This is a genomic window from Agathobacter rectalis ATCC 33656, assembly GCF_000020605.1.
GTDB classification, from domain to species: Bacteria; Bacillota; Clostridia; order Lachnospirales; family Lachnospiraceae; genus Roseburia; species Roseburia rectalis.
Genome location: NC_012781.1, coordinates 2,616,466 through 2,631,206 on the forward strand (window position 1 = coordinate 2,616,466; position 14,741 = coordinate 2,631,206).

Genomic DNA, 14,741 nt, shown 5'->3' on the forward strand with positions numbered 1-14,741 from the left:
AAAGCTCAGCCTTCTCTTAATATATCACAGAAGGTTTTTATTAATATCCTCACCAGGACAAAAATGAGAGCTGAATCTGGACAAGTTAAGAAATCATAAACAATAATAGAAAAATAGGATTAATCCGTCTTATAGCTGATCAATCCTTTTTTTCTTATATTACTAACGCACTATACCATTTATATCATTTTGTTAATGTTGTCCCGCTCACATTAACATATCCACTATATATTGCAGAATTACCATCAAAATTGAATGACTTTATACGGAATTTGTAGTTTGTTCCTGATGATAACTTTTCTACTCTATATGTTGTAGTATTTTTATCAGCAATTCTTGCTATTCGTATCCATTTTCCATCCTTGTACTGCTCAATAATATATCCTGCTGCACTTTCATTCTTAGTCCAATTAATTCTTAGTGCATCGGTTGCTCTGCCTCCGATCACAACATTTCTGTTATTTATTGGCAATGTTGTTCCGTTTATGTATACGTAGCTACTATATACCGGTATATTTCCATCAAAGTTAAATGACTCTATACGGAACTGATATTTTGTTCCTGCCGATAACTTCTCAACTCTGTAAGTTATTGTATTATTATCAGCAATTCTTGCTATTCGTATCCATTTTCCACCTTTGTATTGTTCAATAATATATCCTGATGCACTTTTGTTCTTAGCCCAGTTTATTCTCAGTGCATCCGTTGCCCGACCACCTATCACTACATTATTGTTATACATCGGAAGAGTCATTCCTTTAACAGTAACATATCCACTGTATATGGCAGTATTACCATCAAAGTTAAATGACATTATACGAAAATTGTAGCTTGTTCCTGCTGATAATTTTTCAACCCTGTATGTTGTGGTATTTTTATCAGCAATCCTTGCTATTCGTACCCACTTTCCATCTTTTTGCTGCTCTATGATATATCCTGCTGCACTTTCATTTTTACTCCAATTAATTCTTAATGCATCAGTTGCCCTGCCACCAATCACAACATTAGTATTCTTGGTAGGCAAAGTAGTTCCACTTACCAGAACATAATCACTATATAGCGGTACCTTTCCCAAAAACATGAACGTTTTTATTCTAAATTGATATTTTTTGCCTGAAGTCAGTCCTTCAACCTTATAAGATATTGTTTTTCCATTCCCAATTCGTGCTATTCGCGTCCACTTTTCATCCTTAAACTGTTCTATAATGTATCCATCTGCATTATTCACCTTATTCCATTGTAACTGAAAAGTACTCTCTGTTGCATTTGAGCATAAGAATGAATCAACCTTATCAATAACACCTTCATCTCCCGGCACTATCGGCAACTCCCACTCCTCAGTGGGTTGTGCTGCATAAACCATATTATAATCAAACCCACATATACATACCAAAAATAATAAAATAAACAGTTTTTTCCTCATATTTTCCTTACCCCTTCCACATATCATCCTAGCTACTATTTACAACAAGCAATTATAATGTACTACCTGTTACATATTGGGAACCACTATATAATGGTGTACTTCCATCAAAATCAAATGATCTGACTCTAAATACATATGCTGTATTACTTTTAAGTTTCTCAACCCTGTATGTCTGCGTATTTGCATCTGCTATTCTCGCTACCCTAATCCAATTTCCATTATCATACTTTTCTATTATGTATCCTGATGCACCATTAACCTTATTCCAATTTACTCTCAGTGCATCCTTTGCAGTTCCACCTATACAAACACCTGTTGCAACAGCCGGATTGGTTCTTCCGTTTATATATGCATAAGTACTATACAATGGTGTTTTTCCGCTAAAACTAAATGCTTCTATTCTAAACTTATATGTTGTAGATGCCTTTAGCCCTTCAACGCGATAAGTCTGTGTATTTGCATCTGCTATTCTCGCTATTCGGATCCACTTTCCGTTTTCATACTTCTCAATAATATATCCTGATGTGCCATTTACTTTATTCCAGTTGATCCTAAGTGCATCTGCTGCTCTTCCACCTATTTTTACCCCTGTTACATTAGATACCGTTGCGGATGTATTAGATGCTGAATTTGTCTTTCCCGAAATATTCTGATATTCACTATATATCGGAACTGATCCATCAAAATCAAATGCCTTTATTCTAAAATTGTAAGTAGATGCAGACTTTAAATTTTCCACTCTGTATGTAGTTGTATTTGCATCGGCTATTCTTGCAATACGATTCCACTTTCCGTTTTCATATTTTTCTATGATATAACCGGAAGCACATATATTCTGACTCCAATTTATTCTTAATGCATCTTTTGCAGTTCCTCCAATCTTCACTCCTGTTACGGATTTCGGATTTGTTATCCCGGAAACATAAGCATAACTTCCGTATACTTCATCTCCGTCATCTGTAGTGTATCCGCAGACTCTGAAATTATATTGCCTAGAACTTTCCAAATTTTCAATTCTATATGTATTCGCTCCAGATATTTTAGCAATTCTGCTCCAATTACCATCTTTATACTGCTCTATTATATAACCTGATGCGCTACTGTTTGTATTCCAATTAATCCTAAGTGCATCTGACGCGCGTCCTGCCAGCTTCACCCCACTCATAGCAGAAACAGTTTTTTGTTCTTTGGTCACATTAACATATATCTTAATAGTTCCATATTTGACAGAAGCATTTTTTGCATCTACAACAGACACTTTTATCACTCCGGAACCTGTACTCTCTCCGGTAATAACCATATCACATGACCAGCCATTCCAGTCACCATCCCATTTTGCAGAAAAACCGCTTCCCGATGACTCTTTTGCCAACTTACAATTGTCAGGTATCTCTCCCTCCATTGTTAATGTAACCCTTTGACTTGTATTTCCCGGTATATTAAGATTAACTGAATATGTAGACGCTTTTAATGTTACATTTCCGGAATACTCAGCATTCCAGCTAACCTCACACGAAACATTAAGATCCCCTGTAACACTTACAATCCCTTTATACTGCCCGGTAGATCCCATATAGCTTCGATACCAATTATAGTCATTTCCATAAGTGCATGGATCAGACTTTGATCCATCAGGATATACAAAAACTTCACTTACACTATAATTAAGTCCACTATGATCTATATCTACTCTTTTTCCCGTATCTGTATCTAATATTTCATAGCATAAATAGTATGATTTTCCCTTATAAAAATGCTCCGGTACACTGCCCATATCAGTATCAGATATCCATACATGTAATCGATAATTAAGTGTATTCTGCTGTCTTTGCAAATATTGCATAGACGCACACCCATTAATTCCATTATAAGAAACATGTGCCCATGTTCCATCTGCTTTTGAAACATATACTACTGCACCTGATGGTATTGAACCAATTACTGCTCCACCATGCCCATCTCTGATATTTAATGTGGTTCTTGATGTACAAATGTAGTTTCCTGCATATGAAGTACTGCATGTATCATACGACTGAATTCCATTTGATACAAGCAAATAGCTAAACGAATATTTGCCCCATATCCTTGCCCCCTTTTGTATAGTGTTTCCCCATAATACACCATTCCTTCGTACCTTGGTACTTCCACTATAATTTCCATTTCCGTTACAATCCACGAACGTTATTGTATTTCCTGAAACTGCAGTTACAAAAACCGTATGACCCTGTCCACTTGTATTTCCATACTGTATCAGGTCACCGGGCTTTACACTGTAAATATCATAACTCCTTTGCCAGGTCGACGGCATTGTTCCAAACACATTATATCCCATCATATGTGCAAAACCAAAACACTGTGTTCCATTATCAAATTGTCCATTCCAAACACTATAATTAGGATATTGTGATTGTAATTGTGATAATTTTGCATCAAATTCTGACTGTGTTACTGCATATACTTTTTGAACATTGCTCAATTGTACCATCAATATGGAGATCATAATACATGCAATAATCTTAATCCACTTTTTTTCTCTTCTACACATTTGTTTCATAAAAAATATCCCTCCTATCACCTATTTGTACTACCATTTACATATTTCGAATCACTGTATAACGGTGTATTTCCATCAAAATCAAACGCTCTGATTCTAAATACATATGCTGTATTCTTTTTAAGCTTCTCCACTCTGTAAGTCTTTGTATTTCCATCTGCTATTCTGGCTACTCTGTTCCAATTACCATTCTCATACTTTTCTATTATGTATCCTGATGCCCCACTAACTTTATTCCAGTTAACTCTTAATGCATCTTTTGCAGTTCCACCTATACAAACACCTGTTACAGCCATCGGGGTCGTTCTTCCGTTAATGTATGTATAAGTACTGTATAATGGTGTACTTCCACTAAAGCCAAATGCTTTTATTCTAAACTTGTAAGTTGTAGATGCCTTAAGCCCTTCCACTCTATATGTCCGTGTTTTTACATCTGCAATTCTTGCAATCCTATTCCACTTCCCATTTTCATATTTCTCAATGATATACCCGGAGGCACCGCTTACTTTATTCCAATTTAGTCTGAGCGCATCGACTGCTCTACCTCCAATCGTCACTCCTGTTATTTTTGACGGATTCGTTTTTCCCGAAACATATGTATAACTTCCATATACAGGCGTTCCATTGTCAAAATTAAATCCTTGAATTCTAAACCTATAATCTGTAGAATTAGTAAGTTTTTCTATTCTATATGTCTTTGTATTCTTATCAGCAATTCGTGCTATACGACTCCAATTACCATTTTTGTATTGCTCTATGATATATCCCGATGCACTACTATTTATATTCCAATTAATGCGCAATGCATCATCTGCCCGACCGGCTAATTTTACTCCACTCATCGCGGAAACAGTCTTTTGTTCTTTAGTCACATTAACATATATCTTAATAGTTCCATATTTGACAGAAGCATTTTTTCCATCCACAACAGACACTATTATCACTCCGGAGCCAGACCCCTCTCCGGTAATAACCATATCATGCGACCAACCATTCCAATCGCCATCCCATTTTGCAGAAAATCCATTCCCAGATGAATCTTTCGACAATGCACAATTATCAGGTATCTCTCCCTCCATTGTTAATGTAACCCTTTGACTTATGTTTCCCGGTATATTAAGATTAACCGAATATGTAGATGCTTTTAACGTTACATTACCTGAATACTCAACTTTCCAACCAATTTCACAGGAAGTATTTATATCACCTGTAACAGTTACAATTCCTTTATACTGACCTGTTGCCCCCATATAGCTTCTATACCAATTGTAATCATTTCCGTAAGTACATGGATCAGACTTTGTTCCATCAGGATATCCAAATACTTCACTTACACTATAATTAAGTCCATCATGATCTATATCTACTCTTTTTCCTGTATCCATATCTAATATTTCATAGCATAAATAGTATGATTTTCCTTTATAAAAGTGCTCTGGTACACTTCCCATATCAGTATCGGATATCCATACATGTAACTGATAATTAAGAGTATCTTGTTTTTTCTTTAAGTACTGCATGGATGAGCATCCATTAATTCCATTATATGATACATGCGCCCATGTTCCATCCCCTTTTGAAACATATACAACCGCTCCTGATGGGATTGTTCCAATCACTGTACCACCATGTCCACTTCTTATATTTAAAGCTGAAGACGCAGTACAAACATAATCTCCTGCATATGAATCTGAACACGAACAATCATTGGTATTTCCATTGAGAAACAGTGCTGCCTCTGCTTTTCTTCTTCTAGTCAGTCCATCCAACACTACGCCACCCGACTTGTTCCAATTTGTAAATGCAGTTGTTATCTGATCGCTGTTATAATTTGATACCCCATTTATCAAATATGTTTTCAACTGAAAAGTATTGTAACTAACCCAAACATTTCCAACATTATATGTAAAACTTACCAAGGCATCAAATTGATTCTGATTAATTGTAATATTATATTTATTTAAAAATGTGTTTACATATCCTTCAAATCTTACAAGATCCGATTTAAGCATACTTTCAGCCTGTGCCTGAGTAATAGTCATCCCTGCATACACATCAGATCCATAATGACCATAGCCTATAGTATAATACTTTTCACTGCTTGTAACCTTATAAGCAGTCAATCTGCATCCCTCAAACTGTTTTATTAAATCCACTCCACTCTGACTTATTCCCATATTTGAAGTACGAAACAGATCTGTTCCATCAGATTCTTTTAGATTATCTCCCTCGCTTTTTACAGCTTCGTCGGAAGTAATATCCTTACCCGAACCGTTTTCATACATATCATACTCATAAGATTTTTTTTGTTCATCCGCATAAATCAATGAATTATATCCTCCAATAGTCGCAAAAATTATCAAAAATATTATTATAATCTTACTTTTTAGTTCACTCTTCATATTTTCCCCCTATTCAAAAATTACATATAGTTCTTTATACTCATTTATATTATGCAACTTTTTTCCCAATTTTACAAGTACATGTTATAGATTTCATATAATAAAACTGGATGCTACCTGTATAAATACAGGCAGCACCCATAAAATTAATTTGTCACACCACTTATATAACTATAGTTTCCATAAATAGCTGTTGAACCATCAAAGTCAAATGCTTTTATACGATACACATATGACGTCTTACTTTTCAATTTTTCTACACGATACGTAGTTGTCGAATTGGAGCCTATTCGAGCTATTCGTACCCATTTACCCTCACTGTATTGTTCAATAATATATCCTGAAACCTTTCTATTTTTATTCCAGTTTAAACGAAGAGCATCTTTTGCTGTTCCACCTATTTTAACCCCTGAAACAGCAGCAGGCAGTGTTGTGCCCGATATGTTTTTATAACCGCTATATAAAGCTGTATTTCCACTATACCCAAATGCCTTTATTCTAAACTGATAAGTTGTAGAATCTTTTAATCCCTCTACGCGATATGTGGTCGTAGCATTTGATGCAATACGAGCTATGCGTGTCCATGAGCCATTCTTATTCTGTTCAATAATATAACCTGATGCAGAATTATTTTTAGTCCAATTTAATCTCAAAGCATCTGTTGCTCTTCCCCCAATTTTAAAATCAGAAACAGTTGAAGGAGCCTTTGATGCTGCGGTTGTCGTTCCGGACACATTCTGATATGCACTATACAAAGGAGTATTACCATCAAAGCCATATGCCATAACTCGGAACTTATACGTTGTTCCTGCAGACAACTTTTCTACTCTATATGTTACTGTTGAATTAGACTCTATCTTTTTGATTCTCTTCCAACTACCATCTTTATACTGTTCAATAATATATCCGTTTGCGGAATTATTTTTGCTCCAATTGAGACGTAATGCATCCTTTGCTGTTCCACCAATCTTTAATCCGGAAACAGCACTCGGATTTGTTTTTCCGTTAACATATGCATACTTACCATATACAGGAGTATTGCCTGAATATACAAATGTCCTTACTCTGAACTTATATGTAGTAGATGGCAATAATTTTTCAACACGTAAAGTAGTTGTTGCATTACTACCCATCCTTGCAATTCTCTTCCAACTACCTCCGGAATACTGCTCAACAATATATCCCGATGCCTTTAAATCCTTATCCCAGTTAAGGCGTAATGCATCCACTGCACGACCACCTATTTTCAATCCTTTCATATCATTTGCAGTCACAGTTCCAGCCGGATCTTTCTTTAAGTACAAGGTTGAATATGTAATCCCATCATTTATAACTGTAGAAGGTGCAGAACCATACGTCGCTCCATTAAATGCATTAACCGGTGTTGCCAAATATCCTCCACTTAATGATGAATTGCTATTTACCATAAACCATGTATAATTTCCATTATTAAAATATGGGCTATAATAATATTCCCATGAATAATCTGAATCATACTTTGCTTCAGGCTGGTAATTATCCCACTGATTTTCTTTTACATGACTGGTTTCATATCCATTTTCTGAGATAGTTGCCTCACTTTTATTATAATAACTATAATCTATATTTCCGGTACTATCATTATCAGCCCAGGTAGCATCAACTTCATACCATACACCATGAACATTAGAAAGATTCCATGCATGATCATAACTTGTTACTTCTATAGTATCTATTCCAACAGCATTCATTAACAGCTGAAATGTTGCAGCATAGCCAGCACAAACTGTCTTACCTTCATATACCAGGCTAAACGCCGACTGATCATATGTCCCATCCTCATATGTTGTATTAGCACAAATTAAGTCAAATGCATATTTTTCACGTTCTTCTACCAATGATGACGATTTTTTCTTTATCTGCTCTACCCAGTTGTCTATCTTATTACAAAAATAGGTAGTATATGCCGCCCTCTGATGTCCACTATCAAATGGTGAATACACACCAATGCCTAACATATACCCTTGCGATGCATCACAATAGGAAACCGTGGATCTATTGGATAAAAAATAGAATTGTGGATGTGAAAGCTTAAACATATGTATAAAATTATATACTTTTTGAATATTCCAATTAGCAAAATACAAATTATCGGTTTGTATTTTACTATTACTTATATCTTTATCGTTCGTTGCATATGAAATACAAACCTGCTCCAGCTCATTCCAGGCACTCTTCTCTTGCGCAGTAAGCTTATTATAATAATAATTACTACCAAACTTCTTCCAATAAGCCGAATCTGTTGAGCTGTAAGTTGTAATAGAATCCTCTTGTTTCTGTTCCAAGAGCTCATTAAACTCCTCTTGAGATAATTTTATCTCCTCAGTTTCCATTTTCTGATAACCGGTTCTATCAGAAGCCTTAGCATAATCTGTGTTTTCCAAACTGTGTTTAACAGAAACATCATTGCCCTCAGCAAAAACACTGATATTGGAAGAAAAAAGCATCATAACCGATAAAGTAACCGCAATAAATCTTTTCTTCATTAGTACCTCTCCTTAAACATCTCTTCTAACTATAAATGCGCCATTTATTCACTTAAAACACTGTTAATCAGGCCTTTAGCATGCTCCACCTCATCCATATTCGGCTGCATAACCCAAACCTTTGTCTTTGGTGTAGAGTAAGTAGTACATGAATCCCCTGTACCTGTTACTGAATATGAGTCAATAGTATATTTCGTATTATCAACCAACTGTTTCTTTACTAAGGTATATATATCATCTGAAGCCATGTCAGTCTGGAATGTTCCCGCAATTCCATCTAATACATTTGAATAGTTATATAAAACATCCTTTGATGAAAGCTTATTGATCATAGCAATAATCACCTTCATCTGGTTCTGCCCACGTTGTATATCACCAGCAGCAAAAGCATGTCTCTCTCTTGCAAAAGCCAGAGCCTCAATGCCTGATAAGTGGTTTACACCTACGGTATAATGTTTAACCGGTTCAACTGTAAAATCTTTGTCCGAATAAACATCAATTCCCCCCATAGCATCTATGATATCTTCAAATCCACTAAAATTCATGCGGACATAGTAATTAATCTTCACACCATACAGATTTTCAAGTGCTCCAATCGAATTTTCTACTCCATAAAGTCCGGCATGTGTAAGCTTATCCTTCACACCATTGCTCTTTGGATGCTCTATATAATAATCTCTAGGAGTATTGATCAACTGAATATGCTTAGTCTTTGTATTCACAACAGCAAGAATATTTACATCACTTCTACTTCTGACAGATACATCTCCAAAAGTATCTATACCACTGATATATACTACAAACTGATTCAGATTTGTATTTTGTTCTTTATCTACTATTTCAATATAATTTGTTATTTCTGAAGAATAAATAATCTTAACTTTGTCCTCAAAATCCTCGTATCCTTCACCATCTTTGATAACATCAATATTGGCTTTATTTAAGATCATTGCCTTGATAGTCTGATTATATAAGGCATCAACCATAGCGAATTTATCATCAAAAGCATTATAATTTGCCGATCCACCCACGCTTTTATCAATCTCATCCATTACCTTTTTAGACGAATTAACATCATAATCATCAAGATATCCTATCAAAAGCTCTGAAAGATCTGTTATTTTTTCCACATCAGAATCAGCCAGAACTGCTATAACCATCTCCGTCTTTTCTTCTGTGCCCTTGTCTGTGACTATATCCACAGTCTTGTCCACTTTATTTATGGCGATAATTCCTATTATCATAGCGGCAATCAAAGCAATTGAAATAATGCTAGTAAGTATACCGGACCACAGTTTTCTTGCTGCTAATAAATCGAATAAAATAATAAGCACAACTACACCTATTGCAACTACAAGAAACTTTGTCGGCAAAATATTCATTTTTACTACTTTAGTCAACACAACAACCGATGTGACAAGAAAAGCCATGGCAATCAGCCACACTATATACTTAAATGAAAACTTCTTATCACTTTTTTCTTTCTTTACTTCTCTGATATTATTCTCTCTCATGGTGCCTCCTTCTAGTTCACATTAACCTGTAGATCAAATAACGAATTGATCATCTTAAGATAACATTCATCATGCTCTGCTGCAACAAGCATCGGGGCATACGCGTCACTACCTGATATATTATACATATATGAAAATTTTTCATTCTCGGCATTTCCAAAATGACATTGATACTGTTCAACAAAATCCAGTATTCCTTTTTGAATTTCCATGATTCCGGATTGATTTGCATCTAACCTGCCAAACCGGAATCCATATTTACCATCATCCATGCTAAAGCCCATAAACTGTGGAGTTGGTGACGATAACAGCAGCTCCCAATATACATTGTAATCCTTATTGAGATCATGCTGCTTCATAAGATTCCTGTTATGAGCAAATGAATACAAATATGATACAAGCTCTCCGCTCTGTAAAAATGAATCACTGGCATCAGTCTCCACATTGTGTACAGTATTAGTTCCGGCTATCACACCAATAACCTCACAATTTATATCCCACTCTTTTTCGAATAAATATCTCAAAGACATTGCACCGCTTCCTGCCCAGCCAATATCAATGACCGCAATTTTTTTCGAATCACCGATGAGCTTACCATAATACAACTTAGCTGCCTTGTGCTCATTTTCATAATGATGTAATACTCTTTCCCAATTACTTACAAGAAAACTCTTAATAACAGCCGCATTATCATTCGTAAGGTAATCGTTACCATTAACTTCATGACATTCTGCCAACATATCAGCAAGTTCCATCGAATCAAAAATCTTTTTAACAGTTATTTTCTGATTCACCTTATGGTAGAGAAATCTTCTAAAGAAATCATACCTATTTCCATTTGCCATGAGCTTTGTAGCTGCTTTCCTTGACCAATATGCATACTCCACAGCCTCATTAGGAAATAGCTTTTCATATACCTGTTTCAGTATATCCCCATCTCTAGAAAGAAACAATACTTTATCTATACAATTTTTTCTCACATAATCATGAATAAAACAGCAATATCCCATGGCAAAAATCCCACCATAAATATATCCATATTCATATTCACGAGAATATCCCGAAATACCATTATAAATATGGTTATTAACAATTCCTCTATAGGCTCCACCGATAATACTGCTTATCTCATTTGCTCTATAGTCTATCGAATGCTTATTTACATTCGGATAATAGCAGCTTGATATACCACGTCGCTTTGGAATCTTTACATCGCTGTGTTCATTATCCCCTACATGAATCATCTGCTCAGGTGCAATCTGCATTTCACTCAAGACAACATCATAAAGTCTGCCATCTGATTTACTCTTATCATATTCGCATGACACATAAAGCCTTTCAAATCCGGTATACCCATTACCGTGAAGAAGCTCCTCCAGAAAAGCTTTCGACAGATACATATCAGAAGTAATCACAACTCTCTTTCCTGATTTGATGAGTTTATCAAATACCTTCTTCATAAATGGATTTGCATAACAAAACTCCAGCTCATATTTGTGCTCTAATGCCATTCCATCATCCACTGATATATCTATCATTTCACTTAACTTAAGCCATATATCCCTAAAATTCACCTCATAAGTGCCGAATTCAGTATATTTTTCAATTCTTGCTGTATACTCAGCATCTTCTCTAATACGCTTAAAATCAAGAAGCCCGATTTCATTTCCCATGAGATAAAATAAATCCGTAGGTGCCGAAAAAGGTCTGAATATCAAGGTATCAAATATATCAAATGAAACAATATCATACTTCATTAATTCACTAACTACATCATCCACACTTTTTCCCTGCCTGAATCTGACCATTGATTCTGATTCAGTAAGCGGAAGTTTCTTATGTTTGCCCGAATTGCTAGCATTAACCTGCTTAGGATAATGTCCTATAGTAAAGAAGCATATTACATTAAGCAATATAAGATAGATCCATGACAATATATTTTTATATCCATGCGCTCTGTCATGATAATTATGATATTTTTGTCTTATTCCCGGATGACGATTCACCAGAAAATTATATACAGCTAATCTCATACATCACTGCTCCCACGTAATATAGTTGGAATTGTCATAATCAAAATCTTCAAATCCAAAATGATTGAATAATTCTCTATATATATCATATCCCATCTCAATTTTTCCAAAAAATCAGTATGGTAATCACCATGAACCTGCGCATATCCTGTAAGTCCGGCTTTCACAGTAGTTCTAAAATTATACTCAGGTATTTCTTTTAAAATATCTGCTATAAGTTCCGGTCTTTCCGGTCTCGGACCTACCAGACTCATATCACCTTTTAATATATTGACCAATTGCGGTAATTCATCAATCTTTGTTTTTCTTATGATATATCCTACTTTTGTTATACGATTATCCTTGTGCTTTGTTATGTATATTTTTCCATCTTCAATATGTTCTATCATACTCCTGAATTTCAGAATAGAAAAAATCTTTCCATCCTTGGTGCATCTGTCCTGCCTGTAAAAAACGCTTCCTCCATCCTCTATTTTTATTGCAATAGCAACAATAAGAAACAGCCAAGATGTAAGAATCAGTCCAATAATGGATATTACTATATCAAAAAAACGTTTTACTATAACAGCCTTTTTAGATATAGCAGGTCTTTGGCAATAAAAGCAAGGCTGATCGCTATCCTGTGTCAGATATGATGCTCTAAGCTGTATATCCGAAATCTTTGTAGACAAATATACATCTTTTCCCGCCTCAAAACAAGTCTTTAAAATATCGTTACGTTTTTCTGCCGTAACGTCATATATATATATAATTTCATTGCTCATTATCTCAGCAATCAATTTCTTTTCTGTTTCATCAATAGATATACAGTCATCAATAATGCGCATATCTTTTGGAGTTTCCTTTTCATATATATAAAGTATCTTTCCCTTATTTCCGGGATAAATACACTTATTCCAAAAAATACATAATGCAAAAATTGAAATCAGGTGCATAACCAACATAATAATGTATCCTATCCACCATTTTTCATCAGCAAACAGTATTCCAATTCCACGAGTTTTACCATGATCCAAATAATATGTATACAAAAAAACTCCCATTACAAAATCCGTTGCAATACACTTAAACAGAAGACTTAACTCTCTCTCATAATATAGATGTACAGTCCTGCCATGATTATTACATGTAATAATGTAAGTTAGAAAAATATATCCAAGCATCATAAGAGAACTTACTTTGTCGAACGGCACTGCAAGGAAAAATAATCCATATTCTATTACTAATACTATAAGGATAAGCAGGCTTGAAACCTGACATCCCGCTGAAATTTTAGATTTCATATCTTCTCTTGTATTTTCTTTCTACTAATCTCCAGGCAACTGCATTTTTAAGCTTATTGCCCTTCATCTTGCCCAATCGTTTATGGTATTTTTCAGGGTTGATCCTATTTAGCCAATCCAAACCTTTTAAATAATCCGCCATTGCCCGAATCACATAATACTCTGTAATATAATCGTTTTTAATATGATGTAACGTAATAGTATCCTTCCATCTAATAAAAACTGATTTAGGATTATCATTCAAAGAATGTAGTGAATTAACAAATAACGGATTTCTTGTGTCATAATAATGCATTATTGGAGTCATACGCTTTTCAAATGTCTCATGCCACACATGTACTCCTTCAATTATGATTGGTGGCTTTCCACATCGAAGTCCATACTCGACATCATCACAATGGATAAAAAATGGAATGATATCATTGTCCTTCACAAAACTCATCGGAAAACAGCAAAACCACCAACCACCATACTCTGCTCCGGAACCATAATTAACTCTTCCGGGTATATAATTCTCTGAGGTAATCTGTCTCATGTACTCCACATGTTTCAAATTACCTCCATTCCATATTTCTGCAGCTGTATATTGAATATCCGGCCTGTCCATACAAAACATACGTCCTGCGACCGGATTATCAATATACTTTTCTGAAACCTTACTCAGGTAATCAAAGAGAATATAAAACGCTTCAATATCAAATTCCACATCATCATCCATAAATATAACATGTGAAAATGTACTGCTGTTTTTTCTGATTTCTTCCAATCCACGCTGAAAACCGCCCGAGCCTCCTGTATTTCTGTTATGAAATACATGTAAAAAAGTATCATTATGCTGTTTCAGCTCACAGCCATTGTCAACAACAAAAATCTGAAGCCTTCCGTAATACTTTTTCTCATTTTCTTGAAAAAACTTTGACTTTAAAAGCTTTGATATATTCTTCTCTACAAATTCATTTCTATGATATGTACATATATTAACAGCTATATTTATATCTCTCAAA

General features: G+C 34.9%; 8 protein-coding genes. All 8 read right to left on the reverse strand.

Translation table 11 applies throughout. The annotated features are described in order from the left end of the window. Positions 1-184 precede the first annotated feature (184 nt). The 8 genes from EUBREC_RS12350 to EUBREC_RS12385 all read right to left on the reverse strand — a co-directional run bounded on the left by EUBREC_RS12350 (position 185) and on the right by EUBREC_RS12385 (position 14,740). Positions 185-1,423 (reverse strand): fibronectin type III domain-containing protein, encoded by a 1,239-nt coding sequence (locus EUBREC_RS12350; RefSeq protein ID WP_041254196.1) that lies wholly within the window; start codon positions 1,421-1,423, stop codon positions 185-187. 52 nt (positions 1,424-1,475) lie between these two features. Continuing rightward, positions 1,476-3,980, reverse strand: a complete 2,505-nt coding sequence (locus EUBREC_RS12355) for a fibronectin type III domain-containing protein (RefSeq protein WP_041254197.1) — start codon at positions 3,978-3,980, stop codon at positions 1,476-1,478. Positions 3,981-3,997: 17 nt separating this feature from the next. Beyond that, positions 3,998-6,382: a glycoside hydrolase family protein gene (locus EUBREC_RS16695; RefSeq protein ID WP_012743513.1), complete on the reverse strand. Its 2,385-nt coding sequence runs from the start codon at positions 6,380-6,382 to the stop codon at positions 3,998-4,000. A gap of 146 nt (positions 6,383-6,528) precedes the next feature. After that, entirely contained in the window at positions 6,529-8,907 is a 2,379-nt protein-coding gene (locus EUBREC_RS16700; protein WP_012743514.1) for a fibronectin type III domain-containing protein, read from the reverse strand. 44 nt (positions 8,908-8,951) lie between these two features. Further along, positions 8,952-10,421, reverse strand: a complete 1,470-nt coding sequence (locus EUBREC_RS12370; RefSeq protein WP_012743515.1) for an LCP family protein — start codon at positions 10,419-10,421, stop codon at positions 8,952-8,954. Between the two features lie 11 nt (positions 10,422-10,432). Next, positions 10,433-12,454: an HAD family hydrolase gene (locus EUBREC_RS12375; protein ID WP_012743516.1), complete on the reverse strand. Its 2,022-nt coding sequence runs from the start codon at positions 12,452-12,454 to the stop codon at positions 10,433-10,435. Beyond that, positions 12,451-13,737, reverse strand: coding sequence for a sugar transferase (locus EUBREC_RS16705; RefSeq protein ID WP_012743517.1), 1,287 nt, complete (start codon positions 13,735-13,737; stop codon positions 12,451-12,453). Before EUBREC_RS16705 ends, EUBREC_RS12375 begins: the two co-directional genes overlap by 4 nt. Then, on the reverse strand, positions 13,727-14,740 hold the full coding sequence (locus EUBREC_RS12385; RefSeq protein ID WP_012743518.1) for a glycosyltransferase family 2 protein: 1,014 nt from the start codon (positions 14,738-14,740) through the stop codon (positions 13,727-13,729). The genes EUBREC_RS16705 and EUBREC_RS12385 overlap by 11 nt, the downstream gene beginning before the upstream one ends. Between the last annotated feature and the right edge of the window lies 1 nt (position 14,741).